We start from the raw sequence: 19764 nt of genomic DNA, 5'->3' as shown, positions 1-19764 counted from the left end.
GTTAACCCCCTCGCTTGACCACACTTTTTTTAATTTTTTTCTTGCAATTGATCCCTTGCTATGTATTATATTGCCGCTAATTTCCATACTCACGTCTACGAGATTAGCTGTGCTCTCCCAGACCAATCAAAACATTTTCACTGTTTCCCGTCTTAACGCAGAAGTCCGTCTGTTATTGGAAAATGAAATGGGGATCGTCTGGCTTGTCGGAGAGATTTCAAACTTCTCAGCACCTGTCTCTGGACACTGGTACCTCACTCTTAAAGACTCCCGCGCTCAAGTTAAATGTGCCATGTTCCGTGGTAACAATCGTCGCGTAACTTTCAAACCTGCAAACGGTAACCAAGTTTTAGTCAAAGCACGTCTGTCTCTTTATGAGCCACGTGGAGACTACCAGTTGATTATCGAAAGTATGCAGCCTGAAGGCGACGGCAGATTACAGCAAGAGTTCGAAGAGCTAAAGATGAAGCTGGCAGCAGAAGGCTTGTTTGCTCAAACGAACAAACTCACCTTGCCAGAGCACCCTAAATGCGTTGGTGTCATCACCTCAAAAACCGGAGCAGCTCTTTACGACATTCTCGACGTGTTAAAACGCCGTGATCCTGCGCTTCCAGTGGTCGTTTATCCAACCATGGTCCAGGGAGAAGACGCCGCAATTCAGATTGCACAAGCCATTGGACGCGCCAATAGTCGCAATGAGTGTGATGTATTGATTGTGGGTCGTGGCGGAGGCTCTTTAGAAGACTTATGGTGCTTCAACAATGAGATCCTTGCGCGCACGATCGCGGCAAGCCAAATCCCAATCATTAGTGCCGTTGGCCACGAGATAGATGTGACGATTGCGGATTTTGTCGCCGATGTACGAGCACCAACCCCTTCGGCAGCTGCAGAATTGGTTAGCCGGGATAACAGCCATAAAGATCAGACGCTCGTTGCACGTCAACATAAGTTAGCGAGCGCGATGCGTTACTACTTGGCAACACAAAAGCAGCAAACCACACAATTACTTCATCGTTTAGAACGTCAGCATCCAAGCTATCAGTTACGACGTCAAGCACAACAGCTTGATGAGTTGGACATGCGTCTGCGCAGAGCGATGCAGCGTTTCATCGATACTCGCCACCAAGCGGTTGAACGTAAACACTATCGCCTACAGTTGAACTCCCCTGCCAAACAACTTGCGCAGCAGAAGTCCACTCTCGAACGCGCAGAGCAAAAACTCATGGATGCGATGGATCGTAAACTGCTGACCATGCGTCACCAACTGGCTATTGCGGCAGAGAAATTGGACACAGTAAGCCCACTTGCAACCCTTAAACGTGGCTATTCAATCACGCAGACAGAGCAAGGCAAGGTGATTACTCAAGCTGAAGATGTTAAAACAGGCGACCGTCTGGTCACCCGTCTAGCAGATGGTGAGATTCGCTCTACCGTTAACTAACCTATTCTACTGTCAGTCAATTTTGTGAAACTCAAATCGAACGCGAGATTTCGATTTGAGTTCATTGCAGGTATTACAGAAGTAATTCGCCGCACCACAAGCCTGAAGCTTTTCTAGCTCAGCATCACAATCGGGACAAAACCCTACCTTTTTGAAGTCCGAGTCACACTGGTTACAGTGATACTGACCCGTCCACGCTAATTCTACATTACAAGTCGGACAGATGTTCGGCTGCATAATTCTTTCACCTTTACTGAATACTTTTCATCTAAGTATTCATATTTTATCCCTACAAACTTTGATTAGCATCACTGTATCTGACAAGAAGATTCACCCTTTTCGCTATCCAGATTTAGGAAGATCTTACTCTGATCATCGGATATTTCCCATTTGATCAGCGATCACCCCTTAAAAGAATATTTATATCACCACACACCGAAAGCATAAGTTACATATCCTGCATTTCAATTTTATACGACATAAATAACCAATATTAAGTTCAATAACCAACAATACAGAGTTTAATAAAAAGATCTAACTAGCGAAAAGCCCTTTTACATCGGTGTGCATTTCCATTGTCTGAGGGTCAGTTCGATTAATCTGAGCCGTAATGTTTCAAGCTCATTCAAATGAATCACATGCGTTCCACCACAAGGGAGTACGGCATTTCACCCTCTCCGAGGCGTTACTTCCAGTAGTGCGAATCCTTAAGGTTGTCACCATGACATTGACGACGATCACCTCATTACGCAGTTACCATGTCTAATGGCAGCAATGGATTTTAGTCGCATTAATAGTCATATTTCGTATATCTGTATTTCTTAAAGATAAAAAAATACCCAAGAAAAACTTGGGTATTTGATTGAATTCAATTATTTGTTACGGTTTTTAACCGCAGACACCATACGCTTGCGCTTACGTTCCTGAGAAAGCGTTAGCTTGTTAGTGCGGTTCTCGTATGGGTTATCGCTGTTCTGGAAGTTAATACGGATTGGTGTACCCATGATCTCCAGAGACTTACGGAAGTAGTTCATCAAGTACCGCTTGTACGAATCTGGCAGCTCACGCACCATGTTACCGTGAATCACCACAATTGGTGGGTTGTAACCACCTGCGTGCGCGTACTTCAGTTTGATACGGCGACCACGGACCATTGGCGGCTGGTGATCATCTGTAGCCATTTTCATGATACGGGTCAGAACCGAAGTACCAACACGAGTTGTCGCTGATTTGTACGCTTCCTGAATCGATTCAAACAAGTGGCCAACACCAGTACCGTGCAGCGCAGAGATGAAGTGAATACGAGCGAAATCAACGAAGCCAAGACGGCGATCCAGCTCTTTCTTCACGTTCTCTTTCACTTCATTATCCAGGCCATCCCACTTGTTCACGGCCAGTACGATTGAACGACCAGCATTAAGTGCAAAACCTAGCAGGCTCAAGTCTTGGTCAGAGATGTTATCACGCGCGTCGATAACCAGTAGAACCACGTTTGCGTCTTCTACCGCTTTCAGTGTTTTAACCACTGAGAACTTCTCGACGGTTTCATTAATACGTCCACGGCGACGAACACCAGCCGTATCAATGATCACGTATTCACGCCCATCACGTTCCATTGGAATGTAAATAGAGTCACGCGTCGTTCCCGGCATATCGTAAACAACCACACGCTCTTCACCAAGAATACGGTTGGTCAATGTTGACTTACCAACGTTTGGACGACCAATGATCGCGAGCTTGATTGGTTGATCTTGCAAACGTTGAAGCTCTTCTTCTGCTTCTTCTTCGCTGTACTCTTCTTCTAGGATATCCGCATCTTCGAATTCAGTCAGATCTTCAATCTCACCTTCTTCTGACTCACTGGTTAGCAAGTCATCAAAGAACGGTGCCAGAGCACGCTCAAGAAGTGCGGTCACGCCACGTCCATGAGCAGCAGCGATTTGGTACATATCATCGACACCCAGTTGCCAGAAGTCAGCACAAGCAGCATCAGCATCAATACCATCAATTTTATTAACAACCAGCATGGCTGGCTTTTCAATTTTACGCAGATGTGCCGCAATTGCAGTATCTGCAGGCGTTAGACCAGCACGACCATCAACAAGGAATAGCACAACGTCAGCTTCATTAATTGCCGCTAACGACTGCTCTGCCATCTTAGTTTCCACACCTTCTTCAGAGCCATCGATACCACCGGTATCAATCACAATGAACTCGTGCTCTTCACCAAGTTTCGCTTGGCCATATTTACGGTCTCGCGTCAGGCCAGGAAAGTCCGCAACCAACGCATCACGAGTGCGAGTTAATCGGTTAAATAGTGTAGATTTACCTACATTCGGACGCCCGACAAGGGCCACAACAGGTACCATAACAACCTCTACAATAATCTTTCTTCTGTAGTTATAGGTAACGACTTGCCTGATGCCAAATCAAACCAGCTTTTTACCTATAACCACGTCAGGAATAACTTTTAATAAATAAACAATAAATTCAAACAACAAAACGGCTCCTAACTGTCACCAGCCAGGAGCCGAATGTGAATTATATCACGATATTATTCGTTAATGGTTAGTTTCTTTACATCGCCATTGCGAGTGGTAAGCACATAACCATCAGACAATAGCGTCGGACCAACCGCAAAGCCGCTATCATCAACATGCTGTTGAGCAACAAAATCACCCGTTGAGCGATCTATCCAGTGCAGATAACCCAGTGTGTCACCAACTACTACGTAATTACCTATAACCACAGGTGCAGTAAGTTGACGATGCTCTAATAAGCTATTTTCCCACAGTTCTGTCCCGCTTCGAGCATCAACTGCGACAACATGATCTTTCTCTGTAATAACGAACAGACGGCTACCATCCGTTGCCATATTCGTTGAGGACGAATAGTTACGCTTCCAAATAGGGTTTGCAGAGCGCAAATCAATCGCTATCAGCTGGCCGTTATACCCAACGGTAAAAAGAACCCCACCTAGCACAATTGGAGAAGAGTCTACGTCAACCAAACGATCGATTTCAGTTGCGCCTTTCGGTGTACCGACGGGTTGTTGCCAAATAAGCTGTCCGCGTTCAACAATCGCTGCCGCAAGTCGGCCATTCGCAGTACCCCAGAAAACACCACCGCCGATTGCGACAGGAGTACTGTCACCGCGTAAAGTCAAGTTAGGGACTTCTGTACTTAATGCCCAGCGTTGTTCGCCAGTACTCTCATTAAGCGCAACTAACATGCCTCGGCTGGTATTAATAATAATCAAACCAGAGTCTGCAACAGGTTTTGCCAGGACTTCACCGCCAACCTTAACACGCCAATTTACTTCGCCAGTTTCTTGAGATAGCGAAATGACGTCGCCATTATCAGAACCAATGTAGAGGTTTCCGTAAGCGGCTGTAATACCACCTGAAAGTCGTGCAACCACACTATCTTCCAGATCAACCTGCCATTGCGATTTACCATTTTCTGGATCAAGCGCTTCTACGGTCCCGTCACGGCTGGCCACAAATAATGTGCCATTATCATAGACTGGAGCCAATTTTGAGAAGTAATGACCGACGCCATCACCAACCGATGTGCTCCACTCCGTGTTAGTCGTAAACTCACTATCGACTTGAGGCAGAGGTGCCATAACGATGGTATCTTCCTCGCTCGCACAGCCAGCAAGAATTCCCATCGTTAATGCCCCTAACAAGGCTTTCTTAAAGACTCTTTTCATCCAATGCGGTCCTTATTTCGCCAAATCGTCCAATTTCATTTGTAGTGTCGGGCTTGCATCCGTCGCTTGCTGGGCTTCAGTGTATGCCGCATAAGCTGAATCTTTGTCGCCCTGACGAAGTGCAATATCACCACGAAGTTCTGCGATACGACCTGTCCATGCCGCGTCAGTGACTTTACTTAGTTCAGTCGTTGCGGCATCAAAATTACCCATTTCTGCTTCAATACGAGCAATACGGTAACTGATAAGTGGAGATAATGCGGCGTCCTTAGTGCTGCTTTGCGCCCATTTTAGTTGCTCAAGCGCAGCGGCAAGGTCTTTCGCTTCAATTTGAACTTTCGCCAATTGCAGCGCTGCCAATACTGAGTATTCTTTTACTTCACTTGAGTCGATAAAAGCTTGAACTTCAGATTGCGCGTCGACACCTTTTTCCTGCAGAACACTGATCGCTGTCGTGTAGTTTTGCGAAGCCGCTTCACTCGCCTGAATCACTGAATCCTGGTAGTAGCGCCAACCAAATAGACCACCTAAGCCAACAACGGCACCGATGATGACGGCTTTGCCGTTCTCTTTCCACCAGTCTTTAATGGCTTCAACTTGTTGTTCTTCAGTATCGTAAAGTTCCACTTCCTGTCCTCTTAAAACATGTAAATGACAGCAAAGCTGCCATTGTTCCCATCTCGTTGAAAGGCTCCACAACAGGGAGCCTAAATTAACGAACCAGGATAAAATTACTAGCTTACTAAAAGACTTAAATCAGTGCTGCGATCTTTTCAGCAACTTCTGCTTGGTTGTAAGTGTGTTGCTCACCACCAGCCAAGTCTTTCAATACTACGGTATTATCTGCAACCTCGTTCTCGCCCAGAACCAATGCTACAACAGCACCGACTTTATCTGCGCGTTTAAACTGTTTCTTAAAGTTACCGCCACCAAAGTGATTCATCACACGTACGCCAGGGATGTTTTCACGAAGCTGCTCCGCAAGTTTCATTCCTGCCATCATGGTGCCTTCACCTGCCGTCACTACGTAAACATCAACACTACGTCGTACTTCTGTCAGCTCTAACGTTTCCAACATCAGTACCAGACGCTCAAGACCCATTGCAAAGCCAACAGCAGGTGTCGCTTTACCACCTAGCTGTTCAACCAGACCATCGTAGCGACCACCACCACATACGGTGCCTTGCGAGCCTAAGCTTTCAGTGATCCACTCAAATACAGTGCGATTGTAGTAGTCCAGACCACGAACAAGGCGCTCGTTAACAGTGTATTCGATACCAGCAGCATCAAGAAGTTCACACAGACCTGCAAAATGTTGCTTAGAATCTTCGTCCAAGTAATCAGAAAGGCGAGGTGCATCACCTAGGATATTCTGTACATCTGGGTTTTTGCTATCAAGAACACGCAGAGGGTTAGTGTACATACGACGTTTGCAGTCTTCATCCAGAACATCCATATGTTGCTCCAGATAGGCCACAAGTGCTTCACGGTAGTTTGCACGAGCTTCAAGAGAACCAATTGAGTTCAGCTCAAGACGAACATACTTGTCGATACCAAGTTCACGCCATAGACGAGCGGTCATCATAATAAGTTCCGCATCGACATCAGGACCATTTAAGCCAAACACTTCCACACCACATTGGTGGAATTGACGGTAACGGCCTTTTTGAGGACGCTCGTGACGAAACATTGGACCAATGTACCAAACACGTTGTTCTTGGTTGTACAGCAGACCGTTTTCGATACCAGCACGTACACAACCCGCAGTACCCTCAGGGCGAAGTGTCAGACTATCGCCATTACGGTCTTCGAATGTGTACATTTCTTTCTCAACCACGTCGGTAACTTCACCAATAGCACGGCTGAATAGATGTGTCATCTCAACGATTGGCATGCGCATTTCGTTGTAACCGTATGCGCTAATTACATTTTTCACTGTGTTTTCTAGTTTCTGCCACAGTGGCGATTGAGTTGGGAGGCAGTCGTTCATGCCTCGAATTGCTTGAATTGTTTTTGCCACAATACTTACCGTAATTCTCGTTGAGATTAATCTTGTACTTTTACTTCGATGCGATTTTCGCCATCCATCATAGATGCTTTCGCACGAATCTTAGCTTCGAGCTGATTCACAAGGTCATCGTTATCAAAGCGCTCTTTCTGGCGTTTGCCATCTTCATAAAACGCGCTCTTCTTGTTACTGCCTGCCAGACCTAAGTGGGAAACTTCTGCTTCACCAGGGCCATTGACGACACAACCGATAATAGACACATCCATTGGCGTGACGATGTCTTCTAAACGCTCTTCAAGAGCGTTAACAGTACCGATAACATCGAACTCTTGACGTGAACAGCTAGGGCACGCAATGAAGTTAATGCCGCGTGAACGAATACGTAATGATTTCAGAATATCGAAACCAACTTTGATCTCTTCTACAGGATCTGCAGCAAGAGAAATACGCAAAGTATCGCCGATACCTTCTGCCAGCAGCATACCAAGACCAACAGATGACTTCACGGCACCGGCGCGTGCGCCACCCGCTTCTGTAATGCCTAAGTGCAGAGGCTGGTCGATTTTCTTAGCCAACAAACGGTAAGAGTCGACTGCGAGGAAAACATCAGATGCTTTTACGCTCACTTTGAATTGATCAAAGTTAAGACGATCCAGATGATCCACGTGACGCATTGCAGACTCAACCAAAGCTTCCGGTGTCGGTTCACCGTACTTCATCTGCAGATCTTTTTCTAAAGAGCCGCCATTGACGCCAATACGGATTGGGATATTTTTATCGCGGGCACAATCGACAACAGCACGAATTCGCTCTTCGTTACCGATATTACCTGGGTTGATGCGCAAACAATCGACCCCGTATTCTGCCACTTTAAGAGCAATACGGTAGTCAAAGTGAATATCCGCAACCAACGGCACTGACACTTGCTGTTTGATTAGCTTAAAAGCTTCAGCAGCATCCATCGTTGGTACAGAAACACGTACGATATCTGCGCCGACTTTTTCTAGTGCTCGGATTTGTGCGACTGTCGCTTCCACATCAGTCGTGCGAGTGTTAGTCATTGACTGTACAGCAATTGGCGCACCATCACCAATTGGCACATCACCCACATAAATACGCGTCGATTTACGACGGATAATTGGAGATTCGTGTTGCATAATTTTTTATAACGGTAAAGTGAATCGAGCTACTCTGCCTGAAGTATACCCAGAAAGGTCGACAGGTTCACTTGCAAATGTCATTGTAACCCCTTCCGGTGCTCCCAATATCACTTTAAATGGGGCTTTTCCGGTAAGTTCTACATCTTGACCAGGTTTGTGAGTGCCGCTGACCAGCGTTTTGCCATTAGTATCTTTAACCTGAATCCAGCAATCCGCTTTAAATGTCATGGTTAGCAGACTCATACCTTCCGGCACAATGATAGCTGGCTCTTCAACTGCCTCTTCAATGATTGCAACCGGCTCTTCTACTTCTTCTGAGCTTGTTGCGTCTTCACTAGCCACAGGCAGAGCATCAGCTTCTAATGAACTATTTGATTCGGTATCTGTTGTCCCTGCTGCTGAAATGACGTCTTCTGAAACAGCAATCTCTGCAGGAGTGCGTGCAATCAGCTCATCTGCACTCATTTGATCAATATCCGCCAACTCTTCAGCCGTTGGTTGAGGTTCTTCGACACTGGCATCTGTGGCTATCTGAGCAAGGCTATTTTCCTGCTGATTTTGCCACCACCAGGCAGCAGAAATCCCGGTAATCACAATCGCAATGACCCAGGTCAGAAACATAATTCGGCTATTGTGTTTTTCATGCTTTGTTTTACGAGAAAAACTCTGCATTTCGATTTCTTGCTCTTTCGGCTTGATATCCACCGTTTGCTCTAACGCGGTTAGAACAACTTTTTCATCAAGTCCAACCACTTTCGCATATGATCGCAAATAGCCACGAGTAAAAGTCGCCACTTGTTGCGATTCAAAGCGATTGTTGTCAATGTCTTCGATAACAGAAACGCGAAGTCTCAGGCGATCAGCAACTTGCTTCTGCGTCATACCTTTAGATTCGCGTTTGTTTTTTAATAGTGTACCCACTTCGATAGAAAGCGGTACTTCATTTGTATTTTCGTGTTCTGTCATAATGGTGGTTTTTTAATCTGCTTTAGTCGCTAACACGGTTATTGATTTTTGTTCTTTTTCTTACGCCCAACTTAAAGATAGCTAGGCTAGCCGTGTTAACCAAAATATTAATTTTAAGAAATTCTCTGCGCTCGGAATGCGAATACCCGTTGTGCGAAAGCCAGCAAAGCGTATGAGGAGAAAGCTGAGAATTCTCGATGTCATCATAAGTGTTATACAACATGATAAGCGAATGTATAACAAAGACAAAAACTCTTTCCACTCAAACTAACAGATTGCTCAAGCTTTTGTCCAAACTTTGACACTGTAATTCGAAATTCAACGCAATTCCACTAATGGTACTGAGTTACTCGCCTAAATAACCTTAAATAGTTTATTCCACAAGCGTAAATAATTTTCATATTTCGCAGAGAGATAACCATACCGCTAAGGTAAGGTAGTCATTGGCGTACGAAGAGCTCTGCAAACAAAATAGCCAGAGCAAAAATGGCTCTGGCTATTTCATAATTTGTACGACTTAAACCGCTTTTACGTCAATGGTATCCGCGCCTCGTGCTGCTTTTAGCATAGCGGTACGTTTAGTTCGGTCGATAACATCACCGACTAACTGACCACATGCCGCATCAATGTCGTCACCGCGAGTTTTACGCACGGTTACTGTGTGCTCATACTGCATCAGCGTTTTTTGGAAACGGTCAATACGAGAGTTACTTGGTTTCTTGTATGGTGAACCAGGGTACGGGTTGAACGGAATCAAGTTGATCTTGCATGGTGTATCTTTCATTAGCTCAGCTAATTCTCGCGCGTGATCCATGTCGTCGTTCACATGATCTAGCAACACGTACTCTACGGTCACTTTGCCACGGTTTGCGTTTGAAGAAGCAATGTAACGACGCACAGACGCCAAGAAATCCTGAATATCCCAGCGGTCGTTGATTGGCATGATTTCACTGCGCAACTTGTCGTTTGGTGCATGAAGTGAGATTGCCAATGCTACGTCGATTTTTCCTGTCATCTGATCAAGACCAGACACTACGCCTGATGTTGATACGGTGACGCGACGCTTCGAAAGACCAAAACCAAGGTCATCCAACATAATTTCTAATGCAGGAATCAGGTTTTTCATGTTCAGTAGCGGTTCGCCCATACCCATCATTACCACGTTAGTAATTGGGCGACGTCCCGTTTCTTTCTCAAGACCCACTTCACGGGCAGCACGCCATACCTGACCGATAATTTCAGACACTTTCAGGTTACGGTTAAAGCCTTGTTGAGCCGTTGAGCAGAATTTACATTCAAGTGCACAACCAACCTGAGAAGACACACACAATGTCGCGCGATCATCCTCTGGAATGTAGACCGTTTCTACGTCCTGATCGCCAACCTTCATGGCCCATTTAATGGTGCCATCAGAAGAGTGCTGAGCTTCAGAAACGACAGGCGCTTTGATTTCGCATTTGTACTGCAGCTTTTCACGTAACTTCTTGTTGATGTTCGTCATGTTGTCGAAGTCATCAACACCGAAATGGTAGATCCACTTCATAACCTGATCAGCACGGAACGCTTTCTCGCCTAGTTCTTCCGCGAAAAACTGACGCATGCCTTTGCGATCAAAGTCGAGTAGATTAATTTTTTCAGTGGTCATGTAGCCTCTCAATGACTGAAACAAGAATAAGGGCGCGAATTGTACAGCCTTTATGCAGTGACAACAAGGGGTCTAAAACCCTGAGTTTGCTAAGGCATTAAAATTATAGTGATTAAAATTTAAACAGCCTTAACTTAAACGATGTGAGGTTATCGGACAATAAAAAGCCCCGGAAATTTCCGAGGCTTACTATCTTTACGAGCACAAGCTAATTCAAAATTAACGAGGGCAAATCTCAGACTCAGGGAAGAAGAACTCAATCTCACGAGCCGCAGACTCCAAGCTATCAGAGCCATGTACCGAGTTAAGACGCATGCTTAACGCGTAATCAGCGCGAAGTGTGCCAGCGGCAGCTTCTTCCGGGTTCGTTTTACCCATCAACTCACGGTAACGAGCAATCGCATTTTCACCTTCCAGCACCTGAACCATGATAGGACCAGAGGTCATGAACTCTTTCAAAGGCTGGAAAAATTCTTTACCTTCGTGCTCTGCGTAAAAACCGCTCGCCTGCTCTTCTGTCAGGTGAACCATTTTCGCCGCAATAATACTCAGGCCAGCCTTCTCGATACGGTTGTAAATCTCACCGATTAAGTTTCTTTCCACAGCGTCAGGCTTAACAATTGAAAACGTTCTTTCTAGAGCCATAAAGTTTCCCTTTTTTGTATTTGTAATAATAGTGTTTAAAAGTGACTTACTTGACTACAGCCGCACCAAGCAAACGGCCGGTGCGGCCATAAAAGTTATTTATCTGCTTGCTCGTTAAGAAGGCGAGCAAGAGTACGAACGCCCATACCAGTCGCGCCTGCAGCCCACTTATCTGATGCAGATTTACGGTAAGTACCCGCACAGTCGAAATGCAACCAACCTTTCTTGTAATCTTCAATGAAGTAAGACAAGAATGCGGCGGCAGTACTCGCCCCCGGAGTGTAATCACCAGAACTGATGTTTGATAAATCAGCGAAGTTTGATGGCAGCATTTCGCGGTGGAAATCAGCAAGAGGCAGTGGCCATAAACCTTCTTTCTCTTGATTTGCTGCTGTTAAAGCTTGATGAGAGAGCTCTTCATCAAAACTCAGCAATGCGTGGTAATCATTACCCAGCGCGTTTTTCGCCGCGCCTGTCAATGTCGCGCAGTCGATAATAAGCTCAGGGTTATGTTCACTTGCGTAGATTAGACCATCCGCCAGTACCAATCGGCCTTCGGCGTCGGTATTCATGATCTCAACGGTCTTACCATTTTTGTAGGTAATGATGTCGCCAAGCTTGAGCGCGCGGCCAGACACCATGTTTTCTGCACAGCAAAGGATCAGTTTTACACGCTTGTTCAAGCCACGCAGAATAGCTAAGCCCAAACCACCTGTAATCGTACCTGAACCGCCCATATCGGCTTTCATCGCACTCATAAAGTTTGACGTTTTCAGGCTGTAGCCGCCTGAGTCAAAAGTAATCCCTTTACCCACTAAACAAGCAAATACCGGTGCGTTTTCATCGCCCGTTGGGTTGTAGTCCAGTTGCAGCATGGCAGAGGTACGATCAGAACCACGGCCAACCGCGTAAATGCCTTCCCAGCCTTCAGCCAGCAAATCTTTATCTTTAACGACTCGTGCTGTCACTGTGCCTTCTGGCGCGATAGATTTGATGAATTCAGCCGCCATTGTTGCAAGTTGACGAGGTGCAACTTCTTCAGCGGTTTTGTTGATGATATCGCGTGTAAAATCGGTGGTGAGAATTCGGGCCTGAAGCTCTGCCTGAGCTTCTTCTTCCAGTGCCGCCCATTCAAGCGTGCCGTGTTTTTTCGGGTTACGGTAGCCTTGGTGGAAAGCCCAGATTTGCTCTAGGTCCCAGTTATCACCAGAAAGTAGAACAGAACGAATTCCCTGACCATCTAGCTGACGAGCTGCTCGCTGGATTGCACCAAGATCATGACCCAGACCGATATGAATGGTCGCGCCACTTTCCGCAAACGAAAGCAGTGCCTTTTCCCCCCAATGAGGAGCTGCAGGATCTTGGCTTAAAAATACAGACATCTGTGTAGACATGGTTTCTCCTTGTCTTATAAGGGCGTTACCTACGCCGCTTCTTTTCAGTTACTCACGGATGTTAGCATTATGTAGGGTAAAAATGTCAACTTGATAAAAAAACGGACCTAAGGGTCCGCTTTTTTTAGTAAGAATTGTTAACTCGGCGGCGTTTTACCACCGAATTGAGCATCAGTCTGCTTCATCCATCCAGCAGATGATGACGGCCTCTAAGATCTTTTCATTACAATGGTTTGGGTCATCATCAAACTCATCTAACTCCATAATCCATTGATAAAGGTCGGTAAAGCGCACGGTTTTCGGATCCACATCTGGAAACTTGTCACAAAGCTCAATCGCGATATCGCGAGAATCTGTCCATTTCATTGCTCTTGTTCCTTTTTCTTCCTCCTTGAGATAGAGGAATTCGTTTTTAGTGATCTTCTGACGCGTGGTTCAGCGTGTATCTAGGAATCTCAACAACCAAGTCTTCATCCGCTACCTTCGCCTGGCAGCCAAGACGAGATTCAGGCTCAAGACCCCACGCTTTATCCAGCATGTCATCTTCCAGCTCTTCGCTCTCTTCAAGAGAATCAAAACCTTCTCGAATGATCACATGACAAGTTGTACACGCACATGATTTTTCACACGCATGTTCAATACCAATGCCATTCTTTAGCGCTACGTCCAGAACGGTTTCACCAGTCTTTGCTTCCAACACTGCGCCTTCTGGGCACAAATCCTCGTGAGGTAATACAATAATCTTAGGCATAACTACTTATCTCTTATATATCGTCTACTGATTGACCTGACAATGCAGTTCGAATCGATTTATCCATACGGCGCGATGCAAAGTCTTGGCTCGCTTTATCGGTATCTTTAATGCCTAGCTCAATCGCGTCCGCATCATCACCATTACGCAGCTCGATCAGTGCTTCGATTGATTTAACCAGGTTTTGTTTCTCTTGTTCTGATAGTAGTTCATCACCATCAGCTTGCATTGCCGCTATCAAGCCTTCAATCACTCGATCCGCTTCAACACGCTGCTCTGCGAGCGCACGAGCTTGCATGTCTTCTTTCGCGTGAGTCATTGAGTCACGCAGCATGTTTGCAACTTCATCATCACTTAGGCCGTAAGATGGCTTAACCTGAATTTCAGACTGCACACCAGTACTCTTTTCCATTGCTGTCACTGAAAGCAAACCATCAGCATCCACTTGGTATGTCACACGGATATGAGCCGCACCTGCCGCCATTGGAGGAATACCTTTTAATGAGAAACGAGCCAGAGAACGGCAATCATCCACCATTTCACGTTCACCTTGCACTACATGTACGCTCATGGCCGTTTGACCGTCTTTAAACGTCGTAAACTCCTGCGCACGAGCAACTGGAATCGTGGTATTACGTGGAATGATCTTTTCAACCAGACCACCCATGGTTTCAATGCCGAGTGATAACGGGATCACGTCCAGCAGCAACATTTCCGAATCAGGCTTGTTACCAGCCAGAATATCCGCCTGGATACCTGCGCCAATCGCGACCACTTCATCAGGGTTGATGCTCGTTAGTGGTGTGCGACCAAAAAACTCGCCAACCATTTCACGTACTAACAGAGTACGAGTTGAACCACCGACCATGACGACTTCAAGCACTTCATCAGCGTCAACATCAGCATCTTTCAGCGCACGGCGGCAAGACATTAATGTTTTCTTTACTAGCGGACGAATCAGTTCTTCAAATTGCTCGCGAGTGACTGTGCCTTTCCAACCAAATACGTCAACATCAACACTGTCTTGCTCGGAAAAAGCGATCTTAGTTGCGGTAGCGATATTTAGCAGGATTCGGTTTTTTTCTGCAGATAGTGGCGCTTCAAGTCCCGCTTGCTCCATTAGGAAATCCGCAAACAGATGATCGAAATCATCACCACCGAGGGCTGAATCACCACCAGTTGCCAGTACTTCAAATACACCTTTAGACAGACGCAAGATAGAGATATCAAACGTACCACCGCCTAAGTCGTAAACCGCAATGACACCTTCCTGACCAGAATCTAAACCGTACGCAATTGCAGCAGCGGTAGGTTCGTTAAGAAGGCGAAGTACATGCAGTCCTGCTAACTTAGCGGCATCTTTTGTGCCAGCACGCTGAGCATCATCAAAGTACGCAGGAACCGTAATCACAACACCAGCGAGTTCACCACCTAACGTTTCTTCCGCGCGCTTACCCAGTACTTTTAAAATATCAGCCGATACTTCAATCGGGTTTTTATCACCCTGAGCCGTTTGCAAAACAGGTAAGCCGTTATCGCTCTCTTTAAACTGATAAGGTAACGATGGGTAGCGCGATTGAATGTCCTTTAACGACCGACCGATTAAACGCTTTACAGAAATAATCGTATTTTCTGGTTCAAACTCTGCTCTTACTTTCGCATCATCACCAACGATGATGGAATCAGTAGAGTAGTTCACTACTGACGGCAGAATGCTACGACCCTGATCGTCGATTAAAGTAGAGGCATCGCCACTGCGTACCGTGGCGACCAAAGAGTTGGTCGTACCTAAGTCGATACCTGCTGCTAACTTATGCTCATGAGGTGCCGAGCTTTGGCCCGGTTCTGCGATTTGAAGTAGTGCCATGATTGGTCCTTGTCACACTAACTAGCCGAGGAGTCTCTCTTCAGCCAGCTCAATTTCGTTCTTTAGTTTGGCAATGAATTTCAGCTTACGAACGCGGTCTGCGGCTTCCGCCCAAAGACCGTCATTGAGCTCTTGCTCAACGCTTGCCAAATGCTGTTTGTACATTTTGCTGACCTTGGAATCGAAGTCAAAAAGCGCCGATTCAGGTTCAGAGCTGTCAGCAATGTCTTCCAATTCTTCACGCAGTTCCATCTGTTCCATTAAGAACATTGGATCTTGCATGGTTTGCTGTTCACCACGGATTTCCAACCCCTGCTCTGCCAGAATGTACTCCGCACGAGAGATAGGATGTTTCAGGACTTGATACGCATCGTTAATTTGCGCTGCCTTTTGCACGGCCAATAAGCGATCACGCTCAGACGCGGTAGCAAAATTGTCCGGGTGAAAACGTTTTTGTAATTCTCGGAACTGAGAAGAAAGAAGGCTACCATCCAGTTGAAACTGACTTGGTAGCCCAAATAATTCAAAGTGATTCATTAAGTTCGGGTCCTAATAAAGCCTTCCGGACTCGTTTGCCCAGAAGGACAATCAATCAGACGTTGAAGCTTTCACCACAACCACATTCACTTTTCGCGTTAGGGTTATTGAACTCAAAACCTTCGTTCAACCCTTCCTTCACGTAATCCAGTTCTGTACCGTCTAGGTATACCAAGCTTTTTTTGTCGATGATAATTTTCACCCCAGAAAGGTCAAAAACTTCATCTTCTGCATCGTTCAGCTCGTCAACAAACTCAAGTACGTAAGCCATGCCGGAACAACCAGTCGTCTTCACACCAAGACGTAAACCGATACCTTTTCCTCGGTTATCCAGGAATGCTTTTACGCGACTTGCCGCTGTTTCTGTCATTGAAATGGCCATACTGCACCTTAAGTTTGTCTGAATTACGATTGGAATGGGAGCATTTACGGCTCCCATTATATTACGGAATAATTATTCTTGGTGTTTTTTCTTGTAATCTGCAACCGCTGCTTTGATTGCATCTTCAGCAAGAATTGAACAGTGAACTTTCACAGGTGGAAGTTCTAGCTCTTCAGCAATCTCAGAGTTTTTGATTGCTGCCGCTTCATCGATTGACTTGCCTTTAACCCACTCTGTTACCAGTGAGCTTGATGCGATTGCACTACCACAACCGTATGTTTTGAACTTCGCATCTTCGATGATACCTTCTGGTGTCACTTTGATTTGTAGTTTCATAACATCACCACAAGCCGGCGCGCCAACCATGCCGCTACCTACTGATGGGTCTTCTTTGTCAAATGAACCAACGTTACGTGGGTTCTCGTAGTGATCAATTACTTTTTCGCTATATGCCATGATAAATTACCTCGAATCCTCTATTTCATCCCTGAGATTAATGGTGAGCCCATTCAACTGTGCTCAAATCAATCCCTTCTTTATACATATCCCATAGAGGAGACATGTCGCGTAGCTTGGTCACTGCAACGCGAATTTGTTCAATTACGTAATCAATTTCTTCTTCTGTCGTGAAACGACCGAATGAGAAACGAATCGAGCTGTGAGCCAGTTCGTCATTCATGCCTAAAGCACGTAGAACATAAGATGGCTCTAGACTCGCAGAAGTACAAGCACTACCAGAAGATACCGCTAGATCTTTTAGCGACATCAGCAGTGATTCACCTTCTACGAAAGCAAAACTGATATTTAGGTTTTGTGGTACACGTTGTTCAAGATCACCGTTCACCGATACTGCTTCAAGATCTTTTACACCATTCAGAAGACGGTTACGAAGAGCAAGCGCGTGATCGTAATCTTGCTGCATCTCTTCTTTTGCGATACGGAAAGCTTCGCCCATACCTACAATTTGGTGAGTCGCCAGAGTACCAGAGCGGAAACCACGCTCGTGACCACCACCGTGCATTTGCGCTTCAAGGCGGATACGAGGCTTACGACGTACGTAAAGCGCACCGATACCTTTAGGGCCGTAAATTTTGTGTGCCGATAGTGAGATCAAATCAACTTTCATTTCTTGAACATCGATTGGCACTTTACCTGCAGACTGAGCCGCATCGACATGGAATACGATTTTATTCTCGCGACATAGCTCACCGATCGCTGAAATGTCTTGAATAACGCCGATTTCGTTGTTCACGTGCATGATAGAAACAAGCACTGTGTCATCACGCATCTCTGCTTTTAGCTTATCCAGGTCGATCAAACCGTTTGATTCTGGCGCTAGGTAAGTCACTTCAAAACCTTCACGCTCTAGCTGACGACATGTGTCCAGAACGGCTTTGTGCTCCGTTTTGCAAGTGATAATGTGCTTACCCTTTTTAGAGTAAAAGTGTGCAGCACCTTTAATTGCAAGGTTGTCAGACTCAGTCGCACCAGATGTGAATACGATTTCGCGAGGATCTGCATTTAGAAGGTCAGCAATTTGCTCACGAGCAGTGTCTACTGCTTCTTCTGCCTGCCAGCCGTAACGGTGCGAACGCGACGCTGGGTTGCCAAATGTACCATCCATTGTCATGCACTGAACCATTTTTTCAGCAACACGTGGATCAACCGGACATGTAGCGGAATAATCAAGATAAATCGGCAGTTTCATTCTCTACTCCAATGTAAATAGCTGACCGCTAAGAGCGGACGTTTACACCGATGGGCGCGGCGGTTGTATTTTTGTTGGTAAACCCATTATTTACCGCCAGATCAATATCCTGACGATCAGAAATTTCTAGCACTTCATTGTCTGTCATCAGCTCACCAAGAGTAATGTTGTTCAAGAAGTCGCTAATGCGAGAGCTTAAATCACGCCATAGTGTATGAGTTAGACAACGCGTGCCGCCTTGGCAATCACCTTTGCCTTGGCATTTCGTTGCGTCAACTGACTCATCGACGGCAGCAATCACAGTACCAATTGCGATGCTATGTGCGTCAGCACCAAGTCGGTAACCACCACCTGGACCACGAACGCTGGCAACAAGACCTGCTTTACGCAATTTAGAAAATAGTTGCTCTAAGTACGAGAGCGAGATTCCCTGACGTTCTGAAATATCAGCAAGAGGTACCGGGTTTTGTTGCGAATGCAGTGCCACATCCAGCATGGCTGTCACCGCATATCTTCCTTTAGATGTAAGTTTCATACCACACCGTATCCACATGGTTTGTAATGGTTATGATTTTTCCATGTCTGACTGTTTTAGTCAAGTATTTATCTGACCAATTTACTCAGGTATTTAGCCTTACAATTAAAGAGGTTAATTTTTAATCAGAATTTCTTTTCTATCGAAGTTAAAATACCACGAAGAATATTGAGTTCCTGAGCCTCTGGTCGTGCTCGCGAGAACAAACGACGCAGTTTATTCATCACCTGCCCAGGCTGCTCTTTGTTAATAAACTGGGTTTCCACGATCACCTTTTCAAGGTGTTCAAAGAACATTTCTAGTTCTTTATGACGAGGATATTCTTCCTGCTCAGCGGGTGTGAACTGACTTTGCTCCAGATTAAGGTGCGCAACACGAACTTCGTAGCTGAGCGTTTGGACCGCCATGGCTAAATTCAGTGAACTGTATTCAGGATTCGCAGGAATGCAGACGTGGTAGTGGCATCGTTGTAGCTCTTCGTTGGTTAAGCCGGTTCTTTCACGACCAAAAACTAACGCAACAGGGTGCTTTTGGCCTTCCACCGCAAATTTCTCACCACACTCACGTGGCTCAAGCATAGGCCATTCAAGAGTGCGTGAACGAGCACTTGATCCAACCACCAGACCGCAGTCTTCAACCGCCTCTTCTAGCGTGCTGACAATCGTGGCATTTTGAGCTATATCACTTGCTCCTGCCGCTAGCGCTAACGCTTGATCATCCACTTCACACTGTGGATCGACCAATACCAATTGGCTTAATCCCATGACTTTCATTGCTCGAGCTGCTGAGCCAATATTGCCAGAATGAGAGGTACCGACGAGTACGATTTTTACTTGATCCAACATCTGTGTTTGCTACCTAATTAAAAACTGCTGGATAGTAACATAATTTTTTAACACACCCTAGGGTGAAGCGGCGCGCTATTCGCATTCTCGTCAATAGATGTCGTATACCAAACAGTAAGTGGATTTTACACCGCCCCGGTTTAGAACAAAAAATAACCACTTCCT

Annotated in this window: 20 protein-coding genes; 1 reads left to right on the top strand and 19 read right to left on the bottom strand. The window is 45.7% G+C overall.

All coding sequences use genetic code 11. The features are described from left to right. The first annotated feature begins 109 nt into the window (after positions 1–109). Positions 110–1441, top strand: coding sequence for an exodeoxyribonuclease VII large subunit (xseA, locus tag ACWYU8_RS19845; RefSeq protein WP_457521479.1), 1332 nt, complete (start codon positions 110–112; stop codon positions 1439–1441). Between the two features lie 12 nt (positions 1442–1453). On the opposite strand, the gene ACWYU8_RS19840 is transcribed toward xseA, so the two are convergent. The 19 genes from ACWYU8_RS19840 to trmJ all read right to left on the bottom strand — a co-directional run bounded on the left by ACWYU8_RS19840 (position 1454) and on the right by trmJ (position 19599). Then, the gene (locus ACWYU8_RS19840; protein WP_457521478.1) at positions 1454–1678 is read right to left on the bottom strand and encodes a zinc ribbon domain-containing protein; all 225 of its coding nucleotides are present in this window, start codon (positions 1676–1678) and stop codon (positions 1454–1456) included. Positions 1679–2313: 635 nt separating this feature from the next. After that, positions 2314–3810, bottom strand: coding sequence for a ribosome biogenesis GTPase Der (der, locus tag ACWYU8_RS19835; RefSeq protein ID WP_457521477.1), 1497 nt, complete (start codon positions 3808–3810; stop codon positions 2314–2316). Positions 3811–3995: 185 nt separating this feature from the next. Then, positions 3996–5156 carry an outer membrane protein assembly factor BamB gene (gene bamB, locus ACWYU8_RS19830; RefSeq protein ID WP_457521476.1) on the bottom strand — a complete coding sequence of 387 codons (1161 nt, stop codon included), beginning with the start codon at positions 5154–5156 and terminating at the stop codon, positions 3996–3998. Positions 5157–5168: 12 nt separating this feature from the next. Continuing rightward, a complete protein-coding gene (locus tag ACWYU8_RS19825) occupies positions 5169–5783 on the bottom strand; it encodes a YfgM family protein (RefSeq protein WP_457521475.1) in 615 nt (204 codons plus the stop codon). 124 nt (positions 5784–5907) lie between these two features. Then, complete coding sequence (gene hisS / locus ACWYU8_RS19820; protein ID WP_457521474.1) at positions 5908–7176, bottom strand: histidine--tRNA ligase; 1269 nt, start codon at positions 7174–7176, stop codon at positions 5908–5910. Between the two features lie 26 nt (positions 7177–7202). Next, positions 7203–8321, bottom strand: coding sequence for a flavodoxin-dependent (E)-4-hydroxy-3-methylbut-2-enyl-diphosphate synthase (gene ispG / locus ACWYU8_RS19815; RefSeq protein WP_457521473.1), 1119 nt, complete (start codon positions 8319–8321; stop codon positions 7203–7205). A 6-nt stretch (positions 8322–8327) separates the two neighbouring features. Continuing rightward, a complete protein-coding gene (gene rodZ, locus ACWYU8_RS19810; protein ID WP_457521472.1) occupies positions 8328–9290 on the bottom strand; it encodes a cytoskeleton protein RodZ in 963 nt (320 codons plus the stop codon). Between the two features lie 517 nt (positions 9291–9807). Continuing rightward, positions 9808–10935 carry a bifunctional tRNA (adenosine(37)-C2)-methyltransferase TrmG/ribosomal RNA large subunit methyltransferase RlmN gene (locus ACWYU8_RS19805; protein ID WP_457521471.1) on the bottom strand — a complete coding sequence of 376 codons (1128 nt, stop codon included), beginning with the start codon at positions 10933–10935 and terminating at the stop codon, positions 9808–9810. A 219-nt stretch (positions 10936–11154) separates the two neighbouring features. Further along, positions 11155–11580: a nucleoside-diphosphate kinase gene (ndk, locus tag ACWYU8_RS19800; RefSeq protein WP_457521470.1), complete on the bottom strand. Its 426-nt coding sequence runs from the start codon at positions 11578–11580 to the stop codon at positions 11155–11157. A 95-nt stretch (positions 11581–11675) separates the two neighbouring features. Continuing rightward, positions 11676–12974: an aminopeptidase PepB gene (pepB, locus tag ACWYU8_RS19795; RefSeq protein ID WP_457521469.1), complete on the bottom strand. Its 1299-nt coding sequence runs from the start codon at positions 12972–12974 to the stop codon at positions 11676–11678. A 171-nt stretch (positions 12975–13145) separates the two neighbouring features. Beyond that, positions 13146–13340: a Fe-S cluster assembly protein IscX gene (iscX, locus tag ACWYU8_RS19790; protein ID WP_457521468.1), complete on the bottom strand. Its 195-nt coding sequence runs from the start codon at positions 13338–13340 to the stop codon at positions 13146–13148. A 46-nt stretch (positions 13341–13386) separates the two neighbouring features. Next, positions 13387–13725 (bottom strand): ISC system 2Fe-2S type ferredoxin, encoded by a 339-nt coding sequence (fdx, locus tag ACWYU8_RS19785; protein WP_457521467.1) that lies wholly within the window; start codon positions 13723–13725, stop codon positions 13387–13389. Between the two features lie 13 nt (positions 13726–13738). Then, positions 13739–15592, bottom strand: coding sequence for a Fe-S protein assembly chaperone HscA (hscA, locus tag ACWYU8_RS19780; protein ID WP_457521466.1), 1854 nt, complete (start codon positions 15590–15592; stop codon positions 13739–13741). A 21-nt stretch (positions 15593–15613) separates the two neighbouring features. Beyond that, on the bottom strand, positions 15614–16129 hold the full coding sequence (hscB, locus tag ACWYU8_RS19775; protein ID WP_457521465.1) for a co-chaperone HscB: 516 nt from the start codon (positions 16127–16129) through the stop codon (positions 15614–15616). Between the two features lie 55 nt (positions 16130–16184). Continuing rightward, positions 16185–16511, bottom strand: coding sequence for an iron-sulfur cluster assembly protein IscA (iscA, locus tag ACWYU8_RS19770; protein WP_457521464.1), 327 nt, complete (start codon positions 16509–16511; stop codon positions 16185–16187). Between the two features lie 72 nt (positions 16512–16583). After that, entirely contained in the window at positions 16584–16967 is a 384-nt protein-coding gene (gene iscU / locus ACWYU8_RS19765; RefSeq protein WP_005483070.1) for a Fe-S cluster assembly scaffold IscU, read from the bottom strand. 37 nt (positions 16968–17004) lie between these two features. Continuing rightward, positions 17005–18219: an IscS subfamily cysteine desulfurase gene (locus ACWYU8_RS19760; protein WP_457521463.1), complete on the bottom strand. Its 1215-nt coding sequence runs from the start codon at positions 18217–18219 to the stop codon at positions 17005–17007. Positions 18220–18247: 28 nt separating this feature from the next. Beyond that, on the bottom strand, positions 18248–18754 hold the full coding sequence (gene iscR / locus ACWYU8_RS19755) for a Fe-S cluster assembly transcriptional regulator IscR (RefSeq protein WP_457521462.1): 507 nt from the start codon (positions 18752–18754) through the stop codon (positions 18248–18250). Between the two features lie 125 nt (positions 18755–18879). After that, positions 18880–19599, bottom strand: coding sequence for a tRNA (cytosine(32)/uridine(32)-2'-O)-methyltransferase TrmJ (gene trmJ, locus ACWYU8_RS19750; RefSeq protein ID WP_457521461.1), 720 nt, complete (start codon positions 19597–19599; stop codon positions 18880–18882). Positions 19600–19764 lie beyond the last annotated feature (165 nt).

Source organism: Vibrio limimangrovi, from assembly GCF_054064025.1.
This window is presented reverse-complemented; position numbering and strand designations above follow the sequence as displayed.